The sequence below is a fragment of the Ammoniphilus soli genome (assembly GCF_040813775.1).
Map to the genome: position 1 here is coordinate 1 of NZ_JBEGDL010000016.1, position 14,750 is coordinate 14,750.

General features: G+C 45.5%; 19 protein-coding genes, 1 pseudogene and 1 riboswitch. Of the genes and pseudogenes, 17 read left to right on the forward strand and 3 right to left on the reverse strand.

The features are described 5' to 3' along the window. Window positions 1-245: 245 nt before the first annotated feature. Window positions 246-470, forward strand: a complete 225-nt coding sequence (locus ABLT31_RS24430; RefSeq protein WP_367756680.1) for a hypothetical protein — start codon at window positions 246-248, stop codon at window positions 468-470. A 389-nt stretch (window positions 471-859) separates the two neighbouring features. Further along, window positions 860-955, forward strand: a pseudogene (locus tag ABLT31_RS24435) (iron-sulfur cluster assembly accessory protein); the annotation flags it as partial. A gap of 63 nt (window positions 956-1,018) precedes the next feature. On the opposite strand, the gene ABLT31_RS24440 reads toward ABLT31_RS24435, so the two are convergent. Further along, window positions 1,019-1,204 (reverse strand): hypothetical protein, encoded by a 186-nt coding sequence (locus tag ABLT31_RS24440; RefSeq protein ID WP_367756682.1) that lies wholly within the window; start codon window positions 1,202-1,204, stop codon window positions 1,019-1,021. A 121-nt stretch (window positions 1,205-1,325) separates the two neighbouring features. Beyond that, complete coding sequence (locus tag ABLT31_RS24445) at window positions 1,326-2,363, reverse strand: NAD(P)/FAD-dependent oxidoreductase (RefSeq protein ID WP_367756685.1); 1,038 nt, start codon at window positions 2,361-2,363, stop codon at window positions 1,326-1,328. A 434-nt stretch (window positions 2,364-2,797) separates the two neighbouring features. Between ABLT31_RS24445 and ABLT31_RS24450 the strand changes: the two genes are divergently transcribed. The 4 genes from ABLT31_RS24450 (at window position 2,798) to ABLT31_RS24465 (ending at window position 5,330) form a co-directional block, all read left to right on the forward strand. Continuing rightward, complete coding sequence (locus ABLT31_RS24450) at window positions 2,798-3,997, forward strand: NAD(P)/FAD-dependent oxidoreductase (RefSeq protein WP_462976532.1); 1,200 nt, start codon at window positions 2,798-2,800, stop codon at window positions 3,995-3,997. 11 nt (window positions 3,998-4,008) lie between these two features. Then, window positions 4,009-4,245, forward strand: coding sequence for a hypothetical protein (locus ABLT31_RS24455; protein WP_367756690.1), 237 nt, complete (start codon window positions 4,009-4,011; stop codon window positions 4,243-4,245). 113 nt (window positions 4,246-4,358) lie between these two features. Further along, entirely contained in the window at window positions 4,359-4,616 is a 258-nt protein-coding gene (locus ABLT31_RS24460) for a YuiB family protein (protein WP_367756692.1), read from the forward strand. 126 nt (window positions 4,617-4,742) lie between these two features. After that, window positions 4,743-5,330 (forward strand): 3D domain-containing protein, encoded by a 588-nt coding sequence (locus ABLT31_RS24465; RefSeq protein WP_367756693.1) that lies wholly within the window; start codon window positions 4,743-4,745, stop codon window positions 5,328-5,330. Between the two features lie 38 nt (window positions 5,331-5,368). On the opposite strand, the gene ABLT31_RS24470 is transcribed toward ABLT31_RS24465, so the two are convergent. Continuing rightward, window positions 5,369-5,851: a divergent PAP2 family protein gene (locus ABLT31_RS24470; RefSeq protein ID WP_367756695.1), complete on the reverse strand. Its 483-nt coding sequence runs from the start codon at window positions 5,849-5,851 to the stop codon at window positions 5,369-5,371. A 174-nt stretch (window positions 5,852-6,025) separates the two neighbouring features. Here ABLT31_RS24470 and ABLT31_RS24475 point away from each other — a divergent pair, with 174 nt between their 5' ends. From ABLT31_RS24475 to ABLT31_RS24525, 11 genes are all read left to right on the forward strand, one after another. Beyond that, complete coding sequence (locus ABLT31_RS24475) at window positions 6,026-7,516, forward strand: leucyl aminopeptidase (protein WP_367756697.1); 1,491 nt, start codon at window positions 6,026-6,028, stop codon at window positions 7,514-7,516. A gap of 86 nt (window positions 7,517-7,602) precedes the next feature. Continuing rightward, window positions 7,603-7,704, forward strand: a riboswitch (purine riboswitch). Further along, a complete protein-coding gene (locus ABLT31_RS24480) occupies window positions 7,673-7,795 on the forward strand; it encodes a hypothetical protein (RefSeq protein ID WP_367756699.1) in 123 nt (40 codons plus the stop codon). (Overlaps the previous riboswitch by 32 nt.) A 17-nt stretch (window positions 7,796-7,812) precedes the next feature. Continuing rightward, window positions 7,813-8,403, forward strand: a complete 591-nt coding sequence (locus ABLT31_RS24485; protein WP_367756701.1) for a xanthine phosphoribosyltransferase — start codon at window positions 7,813-7,815, stop codon at window positions 8,401-8,403. Further along, on the forward strand, window positions 8,400-9,710 hold the full coding sequence (locus ABLT31_RS24490; protein ID WP_367756703.1) for a nucleobase:cation symporter-2 family protein: 1,311 nt from the start codon (window positions 8,400-8,402) through the stop codon (window positions 9,708-9,710). The genes ABLT31_RS24485 and ABLT31_RS24490 overlap by 4 nt, the downstream gene beginning before the upstream one ends. Window positions 9,711-9,943: 233 nt before the next feature. Next, entirely contained in the window at window positions 9,944-10,363 is a 420-nt protein-coding gene (locus ABLT31_RS24495) for a CoA-binding protein (RefSeq protein ID WP_367756705.1), read from the forward strand. Window positions 10,364-10,413: 50 nt separating this feature from the next. Beyond that, a complete protein-coding gene (locus tag ABLT31_RS24500; RefSeq protein ID WP_462976533.1) occupies window positions 10,414-11,793 on the forward strand; it encodes a 5'-deoxyadenosine deaminase in 1,380 nt (459 codons plus the stop codon). Between the two features lie 32 nt (window positions 11,794-11,825). Further along, on the forward strand, window positions 11,826-12,386 hold the full coding sequence (locus tag ABLT31_RS24505) for a cysteine hydrolase family protein (protein ID WP_367756709.1): 561 nt from the start codon (window positions 11,826-11,828) through the stop codon (window positions 12,384-12,386). Between the two features lie 32 nt (window positions 12,387-12,418). Beyond that, complete coding sequence (locus ABLT31_RS24510) at window positions 12,419-12,931, forward strand: ANTAR domain-containing response regulator (RefSeq protein ID WP_367756711.1); 513 nt, start codon at window positions 12,419-12,421, stop codon at window positions 12,929-12,931. Between the two features lie 22 nt (window positions 12,932-12,953). Continuing rightward, complete coding sequence (locus ABLT31_RS24515; protein ID WP_367756713.1) at window positions 12,954-13,232, forward strand: BMC domain-containing protein; 279 nt, start codon at window positions 12,954-12,956, stop codon at window positions 13,230-13,232. A gap of 36 nt (window positions 13,233-13,268) precedes the next feature. Next, on the forward strand, window positions 13,269-13,550 hold the full coding sequence (locus ABLT31_RS24520; RefSeq protein ID WP_367756715.1) for a EutN/CcmL family microcompartment protein: 282 nt from the start codon (window positions 13,269-13,271) through the stop codon (window positions 13,548-13,550). Window positions 13,551-13,576: 26 nt separating this feature from the next. Beyond that, window positions 13,577-14,710: a M20 family metallopeptidase gene (locus ABLT31_RS24525; protein ID WP_367756717.1), complete on the forward strand. Its 1,134-nt coding sequence runs from the start codon at window positions 13,577-13,579 to the stop codon at window positions 14,708-14,710. Window positions 14,711-14,750: the final 40 nt, after the last annotated feature.

Genomic DNA, 14,750 nt, shown 5'->3' on the forward strand with positions numbered 1-14,750 from the left:
AACCTATTATCAACAGAGCTCCAGCGATGGGGCTTTTTATTTTTCTAACCAAAACTAACTTTTTTAAAGCCAAAATCCCCCTAAACAATCAGGGGGATTTCGAGTAGTTTAACATGATGAAAGACTAGGTGCTTAAGCTTATATTCACCAATAGCTCAAATATTATTCCATTTAACCGAATTGACACAATTCCCCAACCCTACAACCTTTATACTGGAAATATAAAACAGTATGGGGGAATGTATATGATGCCCGCGAATACAGGTAAATGGGTAAGGTTGTATATGGATAGACTCAAGGAAGAGGATATTGATCTAGCCAACTGGGGAGCGGTCTACAAAGATATGTATCATTACTTCACGAAAATAGACGAGTTAAGACCTGATGAAGCGTTGAAGATCATGGATGCTTTCCAGGAGGAAGTGAAAGATGAATATATGAGGTTTAAGATGGGGATAGGTGTAGAATAGCAAAAAATAAACGCTCATTTGGAACGTTTTGTAAGAATAACCGCTCAACCCTCAATTGAGGAAGATGTAACCATTGTAACACTTTTCAGCCAATAGTGGTTTAGGTAAGTATTGGAATATTGGTAAATATGAAACCTTTGTTACTTCTTATACGTCTAATTAATAACTAAACTAACTTTTAGTTTAGGGTGAGAGTTTGGGACATTAGTCTGTGTGGCTAATGTCTCTTTTTTGTTTGCTTTCTTGTCCGGTGACATATTATAATGAAATTAATAAATATTAATTCAAGTATATGGTAATACGCCAATGTCGAGGTACTATACAATCTTCATTAATGCTTAGTATGTCCAATATACCTGAATTTATCGAACTTAAACGGATATCGATAATTTACCATTGATAACCCTAACGCCATCGCGACTTGCGGCTGCGGAACCAGCTATAAAACCGCTACAGAAGAGGGTACTCCGGAGAAGTGTGAATAGTTCGTTAAGTAATCGAAATAGCAAAAGCCTGTCAGTTTACGACAGGCTTTTTTAGCGTTCTTTTTATGAATTTCTGTTCCCTAAGATCAACGTATAGACAACGTAAGCTGCCATGGTGCCAAAGGATAGAACAGCAGCAATGATGCCTTCTATGGAAGCACTAGTCCCCCAGAGGAGGAGAGCAGGCAATACCAGGGTCATAAGGACGAGAAACGCAATGTAGAGGATATTGGCGGTACTTCTTGTCATGAGGTCAACCCTCCAATAATGACTTTTTCCTTTACTTTGTCTCATTGGGCGACTCAATATGTACATATTTAAAAATAAAAGGCTAACCCGCATGGCAAATGGGTCAGCCCTTTTTGTCAGTTTACATGTGCATGGAACTGCTGTGGCCCGGTTGAACTTTCGCTTCCGGATCAATGTAGGACTTGGCGTTATTGACCGCTGTTGGGGCCTCACCGAATCCTACGGCAATCAGTTTCACCTTTCCTGGGTAAGTGGCAATATCACCGGCAGCATAGATTCCGGGAATGTTGGTCTCCATCTTAGAATTGACAACGATGCTGCCCTTTTCGAATTCGAGTCCCCAATTCTTGATCGGTCCTAAAGAAGAGATGAAGCCAAAGTTAACGATGACAGCATCCACGTCAAGCACTTTATTTTCTTTCGTTTTGCTGTTTTGGATAGCAACTTGCTCAACGGCATCAGTTCCCACGAGGTCTGTCAGCTCAAAAGGAGTCAGTACATTGACCTCGGAGTTCATGAGATTTTCTACACTGTGCTCATGGGCGCGGAACTTATCTCGACGATGGATGAGATGAACGTGTTTGGCGATCGGTTCAAGCATCAATGCCCAGTCTACAGCAGAGTCCCCTCCGCCAAAAACAGCCACGCGTTGTCCAGCAAACATATTTAAATCGTTTACGAAGTAGTGAAGGTTTTTTCCTTCAAACTGAGGTGCCTTTTCATGTTCTAAGCGCCTTGGTTCAAAGGCGCCAACGCCCGCCGTAATGATAATAGCCTTGGAAAAATGGACGCCCTTATCGGTTGTGATTTCGAATTTGTCTTCTTGTTTTTCTACATTCTGAACGCGTTCTTCTAAGGAGAGGGTAGTTTCAAATTGCATGGCTTGCTCTTTTAGTGCATCTACTAGTTCCTGTGCCCGTACTTTCGGGAATCCGGCTACATCGTAAATAAACTTCTCAGGGTAAAGAGCGGAAAGCTGTCCGCCTAATTGAGGCATGCTCTCAATAATTTTGACGCTGCATTGACGCATCCCGCCATAAAAAGCGGTAAACAAGCCAGCAGGTCCGCCACCGACGATGGTAAGGTCGTACACTTTCTCATCACGATAAAGACTCACTATTAAGGCACCTCCACTTGATACTGTTCTCCTGCGAAACATGTTCTATATTTCAAAAACAAGCTTCCAACTATGAGGCCCATAAGGGAAATAAACTTACCTTATTATACCTGCGAGTTCCATTTAAGGAAAGATAAATTCGAAAAAAATAAGCAAAAGCGAATTATTTTATATTGACATGGTCCTATTGTTAATCTTAAAATTTTGTATAGAAATTCACGAGCTTTGTGCAAAAATTCACTTGTCAAATTTTCATTTCCATTTTACAATAGAAATGTGAATAGATTGTGAAAAAATTCTCAATAGAAGATAGGCTATGCAGATTAGGTAAAACCTGCCAGGAGTTAGCCCTTATCTGCAGGAGAAAATAAGTGAAAAAAGCTACAAGTTTCCTTCACCTGTCGAACTTCATATAGACAGATACATTCAGACAGGAGCAGGAGCACAAAGTAAAATTATCATGATAAATGGATGTGATGGCATTGAGTACGAAGATTGTTATTTTAGGTGCAGGGTACGGCGGAATTATGACAGCAGTTCGATTGCAGAAGCTATTGAACTACAATGAAGCAGAAGTAACATTAGTTAACAAGCATAACTATCACTATCTTACCACCTGGCTTCATGAGCCGGCGGCTGGAACGCTTCATCATGATAACTGCCGCATCGAAATTGATACGGTAATTGACAAGAATAAGGTGAACTTTGTTCAGGGTACTGTTGAGAGCATTCAACATGCAGAAAGAAAAGTGACCCTAGCGGATGGCAGTACCTTAGATTATGATTATTTGGTTATCGGACTCGGAAGCGAGCCTGAAACTTTCGGAATCCAGGGATTGAAAGAGCATGCCTTCAGCATTCGCAGCATTAACAGTGTAAGAATGATTAAGGAACACATTGAATATATGTTCTCCAAGTTCCGCAATGAGCCTGAGCGCACAGATTACTTGACCTTTATCGTGGGTGGCGCTGGTTTCACTGGAATCGAGTTCGTTGGGGAGTTATCGGACCGCATCCCTGAATTGTGCAGCGAATTTGACGTAGACCCTAGCTTGGTTAAGATCTACAACATCGAAGCCGCTCCAACTGCCCTTCCTGGCTTTGACCCGGAATTAGTTGAGTACGCTATGAATGTATTGCGTGAAAAGGGAGTTACCTTCAAGATTAATACGCCAATTAAGGAATGTAATCCAGATGGCGTTATCTTAGCGGATGGGGAAGAAATCAAGGCGGGTACCATCGTTTGGACAGGTGGAGTTCGCGGAAATTCCATCATTGAAAAATCCGGCTTTGAAGTTATGCGCGGAAGAGTCAAGGTGGATGATTTCCTTCATGCGCCAGGACATGATAATGTATTCGTAGTGGGTGACGGCGCGTTGATCTTTAATGAAGAAAATGGACGCCCATATCCGCCAACAGCGCAAATCGCGATCCAGCAGGGAGAAACATTGGCTGCCAACTTAGTCACGTTGCTTCGCGGCGGCGGAGAAATGAAGAAGTTTGTACCAGACCTCAAAGGTACGGTAGCATCTCTTGGCAAGGGCGAAGCGATTGGGATTGTTGGAAACAAGAAGATCTTTGGAAATACAGCAGCTCTCATGAAAAAAGTGATCGATCACCGCTATCTGTATATGCTTGGCGGCGTAGGTCTGGTATTGAAGAAATCTAAGTTCTAGGTGGTTAACCCATGCGCCATGCCAGTATTCAGGTTCGTTCCAAGATGACGAAAGAAGAGCTTGAACGATATGAAAACCTGTTCGAAGTGGGCAAGTTTTTAGAAACTCAGAATCGCTATGACCTGGCCTATACTGTCCAGAGAGAAGTGGATACCTTAATTCTTCCGGCGATTGAGCGGCTAAAGGAAGGAAGCAAGGAGAGGGACCGCCTCACTCAGGATTTTATAGAGCAACAAGATGAAGAGTAGCAATCGAGCGAGCGACTTCCTCAAGAGAGGGGTTGCTCGTTTTTCTTTTGGAGTTGACCAAGCCTTTCGATTCCAGTAAACTGAGGAATGAAAGCTGCAAGGAGGTGTCGTGCGTGAATATTGCTCAATTGATTATTTCGGTTCCTCTATTTCTTGTTTTAGCCTTTGGGATTGGCTTTATCCTGAATATGCTGATCAAGACGACTTGGCTGCCATTAGTGATGTACGCCTTGCTATTGGTTTACCTATTAATAAGTATGGGAAAATTGCTCCCTGTTGACTATATTATCCTAACTTCCGGATTAGCTGGTGCTGTCCTTAGTGGGGTAACGATTCGCTTTTTGAGAGCAAAGGGATACCGAATGTTCTAAAGGACGCTGATGAGGCGTCTTTTTTTGTGCCTTTTTATCCAATTCCTCTTAAATCTGTATATTTCTCTTTTTTTCTGGGGAAATTGTGAATACGGAGAGGAATCAAATAAGAAGGTGAAATGAAAAGTGAAAATCGTACACACAACTTATATAATAACAACGGCGTTATTTGTTATTGCCGCATCGTTTCTATTAAGTGAAAAGCCCGTTCCTTTGCAGGAGACAGAGCGCCCTCAGATCCAAAGCATAGAGAAGGGACCAGAGGCTGTGTCTAAACCGCAACAAGGGATAGAGAGCTCGCATGACTTCTTGGGCCATCTTCAAAAGTACCACGTCGTGGCGACGGGCTATACGGCCGGGATAGAGTCGACAGGGAAAGAAGTTGGACATCCCCAATATGGCATTACATATTCCGGTGCTAAAGTTATCCGAGATGAATATTCAACTATAGCTGCAGATTTAAATGTCTTTCCATTAGGCACGATCCTGTATATCCCTGGATATGGGTATGGAGTTGTAGCGGATATCGGGTCAGCTATCAAAGGGAATAAAATAGATTTGTTTTTTGATACAAAAGAGGATGTTTATAGTCAGTGGGGGAAAAAGAACCTCGATGTCTATGTCGTTCAGCGCGGCGAGGGAGTTGTTACCGACGCCATGATCCAAGAGCTGAACTCGAAAAAAGTGGTGCAGGCAAATGTTCAAGTCAACTGACATGGAGGGGCAAGTTATACTTGCCCTCATTTTTATGTTTATTGAAATTCGAATACAAAGCCGAGTCCAAGTGCAATGAGAATCCCCAGAGATCCTCCGATGAGAACTTCAATCGGCTGATGTCCAAGAAGCTCTTTGAGTTTTTCCTGCTTCACCTGTTGCGCTCCTTCACGCAGCAGCTTAAGTTCTTCTTTGATGGCATGAAATTCCGCCCACAGTATGTTGAGAAGCGCAGCATGCTGACCAGCGTGACGGCGTACGCCAGCCGCATCAAACATGGTTATGACAGCAAAAATAGCAGCAATGGCAAAAAGGCTGGATCCAAATCCTTCAGTCATCCCCACGGCAGTGGCAAGTCCAGTTACTGCGGCGGAGTGGGAGCTAGGCATTCCTCCTGTGCTGAACAGTAAACCCCACTTCCAAGTCCCATGGGTGAAAAAGTGCAAGGGAATCTTGATAGCCTGGGCTAGGCAAATCCCAGTAAGGGAAGCCCATAAAGGATAGTTTTGCAATAATGACATGAGGTCCTTCCTTTCTATTTCCGATCCATACTACCATGGTAATATACTTTGGCCTGTTTATAAAGGGCAATATCGCAGTGTTTGTCTCTCATTGTATCCATTGTTGTATATGGTTATCAACAATTGGTAATATAGTAGGAGTTTGGCTTTTAGATGTTTATGGAGGTGGTCAGGATGCAGGTAAGTGTATTAGCAAAACCGCTGAATGAGGTACAGGCAGATTGCCTTGTTGTTGGTCTGAAACAAGATTTAAAGCAGCCCACGGGAATGTTGGTTGAGTTGGATCAATCGCTGGATGGGCAATTAGCAACTCTTTTGGCTGAAGGGGACTTGTCGGGTAAAAAGAAAGAAACCTTCATCCACTTTACCTTCGGAAAGTTAAAGTGCAAGCGAATTCTATTTATAGGTATGGGACAGCATGCAACGTATGAAACGTTGCGCGAGGTGGCGGCCCGTGCGGTCAGAACCGCATTGAAAAGTGAGGTGAAGCATATAAATGTTGCATTAAATAGTTTAATGGCGGACGGGCTTAGTGCACAAGAGGCTGCGCAAGCGTTTGTCGAGGGTGCCTTGTTAGGGGGCTACCGATATAAAGGGTTTGCTTCCGAGCAAAAAGAGTTTCGTCAAATCGCCAGCCTTTCTCTCGTTTGCGGCGAGGAACAGGAGGAAGAAATAGAACAAGGGTGCTTGGCAGGGGAAGCATTGGCCTCTGGAACGAACCTGGCTAGGGAGCTCGTCAATACTCCCGGTAATCTATTAACACCCGCAGGCATTGCCGAAGCGGCGGTTGAAGTGGCAGCGCGATACGGAATGGAATATGAGATTCTCGAAAAAGCGGATATGGAAAAGTACGGAATGGGCGGATTGCTTGGAGTTTCTCAAGGAAGTGCACAGCCGCCGAAGCTGGTGGCCATCAAGTATAAAGGCCGCCAAAAGTGGGAGGATGTGCTTGGGCTTGTCGGCAAAGGCATCAGCTTTGATACCGGGGGGATCTCCCTAAAGCCTCGGGAAGGCATGGAAGAAATGATCGGGGATATGGGGGGAGCTGCAGCGGTGATTGGCTGCCTAGAGGTCATCGGACGCCTAAAGCCTGAGGTGAATGTACTGGCAGTCCTTCCTTGTGCAGAAAACATGCCTTCGGGTACAGCCCTCAAACCAGGGGATGTCATTACCACGATGAGCGGAAAAACGGTGGAGATCCTCAATACCGATGCTGAAGGGCGATTGGTTCTCGCTGATGGGGTAACTTATGCGAAGAAATTGGGAGCCGATTATATTGTGGATATTGCGACTCTCACAGGAGCGGTGCTTGTTGCTTTGGGTACGTGTACAACCGGTGTCGTAACCAATAATGAAGATTTCGTTGAAGAAGTGATGGAAGCGGCAGCTGAAGCGGGAGAGCCCGTTTGGAGATTGCCGGCTTTTGATCCGTACAAGGAGCAAATCAAAAGCAAAGTGGCGGACTTAAAGAATACTGGAGGACGATATGCGGGAAGCATAACGGCGGGTTTATTCGTCGGAGCCTTTGCGGAAGAAACACCGTGGGTTCACTTAGATATTGCAGGAACATCTTGGGCGGAGAAGGAAACGGATTTTTCTCCTACAGGAGGAACGGGTGCCATGGTCCGAACGTTAGCCCTTTTGGCCATTGGAAGAGGGTTGTAAGCGAATAATAAATGATTTTTATTAAATAAAGTTCGTGATTTTTTAATTTCGGACTTTATTTTTTTATTTTCTTCCGTTATAATGGGTCCATAAACGAATAAATGACTCGTATAATCGCAGGGATACGGCCTGCAAGTCTCTACCGGTCTACCGTAAATGGACCGACTACGAGTGATTGCGATCTTTTGGGGATACTCTTTACCCGGAATGATGGTCTTTCACTTGAAGAAGACTATCGTTCCGGGTTTTTGGCATTTTGAGGAGATCGTAGCCATTTGAGTTGGAGGGACAAACAGATGCAATTGCTAAAAGAGAAAATCTTGAAAGAAGGAATCGCTCTTTCTGAGGAAGTGCTCAAGGTAGATGCCTTCCTGAACCATCAGATCGATCCGGTCTTAATGGTGGAGATGGGAAAGGAGTTTGCCAGGTACTTTAATGAAGGAAAGAAAATCACCAGGGTGCTGACGATCGAGTCATCCGGGATTGCGATCGGAATGACGACGGCATTGGAACTAGGAGTGCCCTTAGTCTTTGCAAGAAAGAAAAAGTCACTTACGATGTCCGATGATATCTTCGTGGCTAAAGTATACTCCTTTACGAAACAAGAAAGCAATGACATTACCGTATCGAAGCGGTTCTTATCTTCGGACGATCATGTTCTTGTCATAGATGACTTTTTGGCTCATGGTGAAGCTGCCCTAGGATTAGCTTCGGTGGTGAAGCAAGCCGGAGCTACGGTAGCGGGAATTGGAATTGTGATTGAAAAAGCGTTCCAAAACGGGGGCCAAAAATTAAGAGAAGCCGGATATGATGTATATTCCCTTGCTCAAATTAAAAGCATGCAAAAAGGACAACTAGAATTTATGGAGGAGGAATTGGTACAATGAAAAACCATCCGGCAAAAGTTTTTTCACTGGGATTTCAACACGTGCTTGCAATGTATGGGGGAGCGGTAGTTGTACCCTTGATCGTAGGTGGCGCGTTGGGTCTAACGACAGAGCAGCTTGCTTATTTGGTAGCCATTGATTTGCTCACCTGTGGGATTGCTACACTGCTTCAAGTGTGGACGAACCGATTTTTCGGAATCGGCTTGCCGGTGGTTTTGGGTTGTACCTTTACGGCAGTAGGGCCAATGATCGCAGTTGGGGGTTCGTACGGGATTCCAGCGATCTATGGATCGATTATTGCATCAGGAATTGTAGTTATTTTGATTGCAGGCTTTTTCGGAAAACTGCTGAAGTTCTTCCCTCCTGTTGTAACAGGCTCAGTTGTTACCATTATTGGACTTACCTTGATTCCTGTGGCTTTGAAGGATATGGCAGGTGGAGTAGGCAGCCCTGATTTCGGCAGCCTGGATAATTTAGCTTTGGCTTTTGGCGTATTGGCCTTTATCCTGATTCTTAATCGTTTCTTTACTGGATTCGTTAGAGCGGTATCGATCTTGTTGGGCTTAGTTGTGGGTACGGTTGTTGCATACGCAATGGGAAAAATTGATCTTTCTCCTGTGGCAGAAGCTTCTTGGTTCCATATGCCTCAGTTGTTCTACTTTGGGATGCCGACCTTTGAGTGGGGAGCCATCCTGACCATGAGCTTGGTGGCCATTGTGAGCATGGTGGAATCGACGGGTGTATTCTTGGCATTAGGCAAGATTTGTGATCGTGATCTTAAACCTGCTGATTTAACTAGAGGATATCGTGCAGAAGGATTAGCGGTTGTGTTGGGCGGGATTTTTAACGCTTTTCCGTATACGACTTTTTCTCAAAACGTTGGGTTAGTGCAGCTATCGAAGGTAAAAACAAGAGATGTTATCGTAGCAGCGGGAGTCATTTTGATTGTCTTGGGTCTATTGCCGAAGTTTGCTACGCTAGCTACCATCATTCCAAGCCCTGTGCTAGGGGGAGCCATGGTGGCTATGTTCGGAACCGTTGTGGCATCTGGTATCAAGATGTTGGGCGGCGTTGATTTCTCGAAGGACGAAAATCTATTAATTATTGCTTGCTCTGTGGGATTAGGATTAGGGGTCTCGGTGGTACCTGAGTTTTTTGCCCAGCTTCCATCTGGCATCCGCATCCTTTTCGATAATGGAATTGTAGCTGGTAGTATCACAGCCATCGCGTTGAATATCTTCTTTAATATGGGCAGCCGCACAGCGCGTGTGGAGGTGCCGCAGCAAAGCCGAGTCAAGGCTAGCTAGTGATTGGAGACGAATCGTCACCCGTAAGGGTGGCGATTTTTGTTTTCATGCCTGCAGACGCAAAAAAGGAAAAACTGGCGCAATGAACCTGCAAATAGATGCAATAAAATAAAAATCGACGCAATTCACCCAAGAAGTGACGCAATTCTTCTGTGGCATGCTCCCCCCATGGAAGGATTTTCCGCAAGAAAATAGAACAAGATAAGAGATGAAAAAAATGGGGAGGAACTAAGATGCCATTTCAAAATCCAAGCAATGAAGAACGGAAAGAAATTCTAGTCAATGCCAAAACGATTGCGGTCGTTGGTTTATCCGATAAACCGGATAGAACAAGCTACATGGTTGCTAAAGCGATGCAGGATAAGGGATATAAAATCATCCCCGTGAACCCGGCGGTGAGCGAAGTCTTAGGGGAAAAGGCAGTGGCTTCCTTAACCGATATCGAAGAACCGGTAGATATCATCAATGTATTCCGCAGAAGCGAGCAAATCATGCCGGTCGCAGAAGAGGCTGTAAAGTATGGAAAGGCGAAGGTGTTTTGGCTTCAGCTAGGGATCGTTAATGAAGAGGCGGCAGAGTATTGCCAGCAGCATGGCATGAAAGTGGTCATGGATACTTGCATCAAAGTAGACCACGCGATTTTGGTACGTTAATAAAGAAAAGTTCCACCTTCAAGTCCTGAAGGTGGTTTTTTCATTTTCTCATGTCCATTCGAATATTAATAGTAATAAGACAGGAGGGAACGGATTTGAAAATATTAATTAAAAACGCTGAGATCGTCACCATGAATCTTCAAGAAGAAATCCTGCATGGAGATATTTTAATAGAGAACGACCGGATTGCAGGGATCGGGGAATTGGGCGATGTCCAAGCGGATCAGATCATCGATGCCACCCACCGCACGGTTATTCCTGGATTCATTCAGACTCATATCCACTTATGCCAAACGTTATTTCGCGGGCAAGCGGATGATCTGGAGCTCATGGATTGGCTAAAGAAAAGAATATGGCCGCTAGAAGCCTCTCATGATGCCGAATCCAGCTATTATTCCGCCATGCTCGGGATTGGGGAGCTGATTCAAAGTGGAACGACATCGATCGTGGATATGGAGACGGTTCATCACGCCAATGAAGCCTTTCAAGCGATGGCTGATAGCGGCATGCGGGTGTTATCCGGAAAGGTGATGATGGATAAGGGGGATGAAGTCCCAGCAAGATTGCGAGAAAAGACGAATGAATCGATACAAGCTAGCGTAGATTTACTAGAGAAGTGGCATAATCATGACCAAGGAAGGATCCAGTATGCGTTTTGTCCACGCTTTGTCGTTTCTTGCACGGAAGAGCTTTTAATAGAAGTAAGAGATTTATCCGCTCAGTATAAAGTGAGAATCCATACCCATGCTTCGGAGAATCGCGGGGAGATCGAACTGGTAGAAAGAGAACGCGGGATGCGCAATGTCGTTTATTTGGATCACCTGGGTCTAGCCAATGAACGGCTGATTTTAGCCCATTGCGTATGGCTGAACGAAGAGGAAAAACGTATCATCCGGGAACGAGGGGTGAAGGTAAGCCACTGTCCAGGTTCAAATCTCAAGCTCGCTTCCGGTATTGCCGATGTCCCGGGATTGCTGGAGGGGGATGCGTTTGTCAGCTTGGGGGCCGACGGAGCCCCATGCAATAACAATTTGGATATGTTTAATGAAATGCGATTAGCAGCCATTATTCAAAAGCCTCACCATGGACCGACCTGCATGGATGCGCAAACGGTTTTTCGTATGGCAACGATCGGGGGAGCGAAGGCGATGGGGCTTGATCAGGAAATCGGCAGCCTTGAGGTCGGTAAAAAGGCCGATCTGGCCATCCTGAATCTCAACGGATTTCATATGTATCCCTCCTTTGGTGCTGACACCATTTCCCGGATCGTGTACTCGGCCACGAGGGCAGATGTGGAAACGACCATGGTCAATGGAAAGATCGTCATGCAAAACCGTGTCATGAAAACGATGGATGAATCGATTGTCTTAAAGGAAAGCAATAAATCGATCAAGAGATTGCTGGCAAAGCTGCCTCATCTTCATTACTAATATACCAACCTACCGTATAGCGTGGTGATTTTATGAGTAAAAAGGCGTTGATTGTGATCGATGTGATTAATGATTTTGTTAAAAATCTGGAGGGTCCGCTTTTTTGTCCCAAGGGCGAAGCGGTGACAGGAAAGATCAAGGAAAGTGTGGCGTACTTTCATGATTTGGACCAGCAGGTGATTTATGTTAATGACTCCCATAGGAAAAACGATGCGGAATTTCTGCTGCGCCCCCTGCATGCCCTGCAGGGAACATGGGGGGCTCAACTGGCTGACGAACTTAAGGCCTGCCAGGAAGAAGAAGACTATCACATCCTAAAGCGGAGACATAGTGCATTTTCTTACACCGACCTGGATCTTTTCTTAAGAGAGGAAAAAATTGAAGATGTCATCTTAGTGGGCGGAATGACGAATGTTTCGATTCGCAGTACCGCTTCCGATGCTTTTTACCAAGCTTATAGAGTAACCGTACTAAGCGATTGCTGCTTTTCTCAATCGGAAGACCTTCATCAATCGGGCTTGAGGGATATTGGAATGTTTGCGGGGATCTATACGTTTCAGGAGTACAAAGGGATTATCGAAAAAGAAAGATAAAGAGAAATAAATACTAGGGTAGAGGCGATCGAATGAAACAGATCAATCTTTGTCTATCTGAGCGGCATTTTCACGAAGAGCTTGGCAAGGAACTCAAGACGCTGGGCTATCTGGTCGTAGACCATCATGCGGAAAATCTCGCAAATCAACTCTCCATTGTGGATCAATATGTTTTGGAGCAGTACCCCTCTAAGTTCAATTATCCCATTTTATACACCGAGAAGATGGCCGAAGAAACCATTAAGGCGGTTGATCTCTATTCCTGCAGCGGAGTCATTGATTCTTCCTGTACGGGATTTTTGCTTAAAGGTGTTGTGGAAGTCTGTTGGGCCCGCAAAAAGGAACGAGATCAGCTGCTCAAGGAAAATCAAAAGCTGAATGCCAAGTTGCAGGATCGAAGAATTATCGAAAAGGCAAAGTTTGTCCTTATGAAACGTTTGCGGACTTCGGAGGAGGAAGCCTATCGGAAAATGCGGACGAAAGCGATGCGGGAGCAAAAGAGCCTAAGGGAAATTGCGGATCTGATTCTTATTCATGAAGAATAAGCGGAATAGGGGAGGAAGCGAGATGGGGCAGGCACTAGGCTTAGTGGAAACCAAAGGGCTAGTAGGGGCGATTGAAGCGGCTGACGCCATGGTGAAGGCGGCAAATGTAGAGATCTGCGGCTTTGAAAAAATCGGATATGGACTCGTTACTGTCATGGTGAAAGGAGACGTGGGAGCGGTGAAAGCGGCGATTGACGCCGGAGCTGAAGCCGTAAAGAGAGTAGGGGAGCTCGTTTCCGTCCATGTCATTCCCCGCCCCCATATTGAAGTGGAGAGGGCGATCCTTTCAAAGAAAGACTAGAACTTTTGTCAGTTCATAGAGAGGGAACGGTGCCATATGAATATCGGTTTGGTTATAGGCAGAGTGATTGCCACCAGAAAAGATGAACGTTTAGTAGGGACGAAGCTTCTTATCACCCATCCGATCGATCTGGAAGGAAGATTAAGCGGGCAGCCTCTGGTAACAGTCGATACCGTCGGCGCCGGAATCGGGGAGAAGGTCATTTTCGTTTCCGGCAGTATGGCTGCCCGTGCCATACATCAGAAAGAAGCTCCGGTTGATGCAGCGATTGTCGGGATTATTGATCAAGTGGAGATTCATAAACCAAGCGAGGGGTAAGACATGACGGAGGGAGGCGTTACTTCATGCCTGTGGCTTTTTTGCAGGAATTATTGCGGATCAATAGCTCCAATCCGCCCGGAAATGAACACGAGATCAGCAAGGTATTGGCCGCACGCGGCGAGAGGGTGGGATTAAAAGGGAAGTTCAGGATGCTCGATGAGAAGCGGAGCAATTATGAAGTGAGGTTGAAAGGAAAAGGGGACAAAGTCCTGTTCTTTTGTGGGCATATGGATACCGTATCTCCCGGCAAAATGGAATGGGAATATCCCCCTTACTCTGGTCGATTGGTGGACAACCGTTTGTATGGCAGAGGAGCATCGGATATGAAAAGTGGACTAGCTGCCATGCTTTTGGCCATGGAAGAGCTGCACAAGGAAGGGATGGTTCTAGCCGGGGATGTAGTGTTTCTGGCCACTGCCGGCGAAGAGGTGGACAGCTGTGGGGCACGCGACTATCAAGCCACGGTGGGCATGGAGGATGTGGATGCCATCGTGATTGCTGAACCCACTCATGAGAAAGTGGTGATTGGCCATAAGGGGGCGCTATGGCTGGAAATCATCACTTTCGGAAAGACCGCGCATGGCTCGATGCCTGATCTCGGAGTGAATGCCATTGAGCATATGATAAGAGTGATCGAGTTCATCCGATCCATGAATCTTGACTGGCGTTTGGAGAAAGCTCCCTTGGGAAAAAGCAGCATGACGGTCACGCAAATCGGAGCAGGAATTCAGACGAATGTGATTCCGGATCAGTGCTTCCTCCATGTGGATATCCGGAGTGTTCCCCCGCAATCCCATCATGAAATCGTCTCCGCCATCCGCGCAAAGCTGGAGGAGTGGCAAAAAACAGTGCCTGGATTTCAGGCGGAGTGTAGGGAGCTGCTTGATCGGGCGGCAGTATGGACGGAGCCGAAGGAATCGATTATTCAGACCGCACTAGAAATCAAAGGACAGAGTCAGAATGATTGCTACGGCGTTTCCTATTATACGGATGCTTCTGTCCTTAATCCTTATAGCAAAATTCCCACCCTCATCTATGGACCTGGAGATGAGAAGCTGGCCCACCAGCCGAATGAATGGGTCGATGTCCAAGCCTATTTGCGGTCGATTTCTTTTTATAAGGAGCTAGCGCTGCGGTTTCTGGGCAAAGCGGATTAACTTGCAAATAGGATTGAAAAAAGGGTGTCCGAAACAGACA

What these genes read in the sequence shown, in the direction of transcription:
- ABLT31_RS24430 (WP_367756680.1), top strand. Translation starts at nt 246, where the DNA reads ATGATGCCCGCGAATACAGGTAAATGGGTAAGGTTGTATATGGATAGA.
- ABLT31_RS24440 (WP_367756682.1), bottom strand. Translation starts at nt 1,204, where the DNA reads ATGACAAGAAGTACCGCCAATATCCTCTACATTGCGTTTCTCGTCCTT.
- ABLT31_RS24445 (WP_367756685.1), bottom strand. Translation starts at nt 2,363, where the DNA reads ATGTTTCGCAGGAGAACAGTATCAAGTGGAGGTGCCTTAATAGTGAGT.
- ABLT31_RS24450 (WP_462976532.1), top strand. Translation starts at nt 2,798, where the DNA reads ATGGCATTGAGTACGAAGATTGTTATTTTAGGTGCAGGGTACGGCGGA.
- ABLT31_RS24455 (WP_367756690.1), top strand. Translation starts at nt 4,009, where the DNA reads ATGCGCCATGCCAGTATTCAGGTTCGTTCCAAGATGACGAAAGAAGAG.
- ABLT31_RS24470 (WP_367756695.1), bottom strand. Translation starts at nt 5,851, where the DNA reads ATGTCATTATTGCAAAACTATCCTTTATGGGCTTCCCTTACTGGGATT.
- ABLT31_RS24475 (WP_367756697.1), top strand. Translation starts at nt 6,026, where the DNA reads ATGCAGGTAAGTGTATTAGCAAAACCGCTGAATGAGGTACAGGCAGAT.
- ABLT31_RS24480 (WP_367756699.1), top strand. Translation starts at nt 7,673, where the DNA reads ATGGACCGACTACGAGTGATTGCGATCTTTTGGGGATACTCTTTACCC.
- ABLT31_RS24485 (WP_367756701.1), top strand. Translation starts at nt 7,813, where the DNA reads ATGCAATTGCTAAAAGAGAAAATCTTGAAAGAAGGAATCGCTCTTTCT.
- ABLT31_RS24490 (WP_367756703.1), top strand. Translation starts at nt 8,400, where the DNA reads ATGAAAAACCATCCGGCAAAAGTTTTTTCACTGGGATTTCAACACGTG.
- ABLT31_RS24495 (WP_367756705.1), top strand. Translation starts at nt 9,944, where the DNA reads ATGCCATTTCAAAATCCAAGCAATGAAGAACGGAAAGAAATTCTAGTC.
- ABLT31_RS24500 (WP_462976533.1), top strand. Translation starts at nt 10,414, where the DNA reads ATGTCCATTCGAATATTAATAGTAATAAGACAGGAGGGAACGGATTTG.
- ABLT31_RS24505 (WP_367756709.1), top strand. Translation starts at nt 11,826, where the DNA reads ATGAGTAAAAAGGCGTTGATTGTGATCGATGTGATTAATGATTTTGTT.
- ABLT31_RS24510 (WP_367756711.1), top strand. Translation starts at nt 12,419, where the DNA reads ATGAAACAGATCAATCTTTGTCTATCTGAGCGGCATTTTCACGAAGAG.
- ABLT31_RS24515 (WP_367756713.1), top strand. Translation starts at nt 12,954, where the DNA reads ATGGGGCAGGCACTAGGCTTAGTGGAAACCAAAGGGCTAGTAGGGGCG.
- ABLT31_RS24520 (WP_367756715.1), top strand. Translation starts at nt 13,269, where the DNA reads ATGAATATCGGTTTGGTTATAGGCAGAGTGATTGCCACCAGAAAAGAT.
- ABLT31_RS24525 (WP_367756717.1), top strand. Translation starts at nt 13,577, where the DNA reads ATGCCTGTGGCTTTTTTGCAGGAATTATTGCGGATCAATAGCTCCAAT.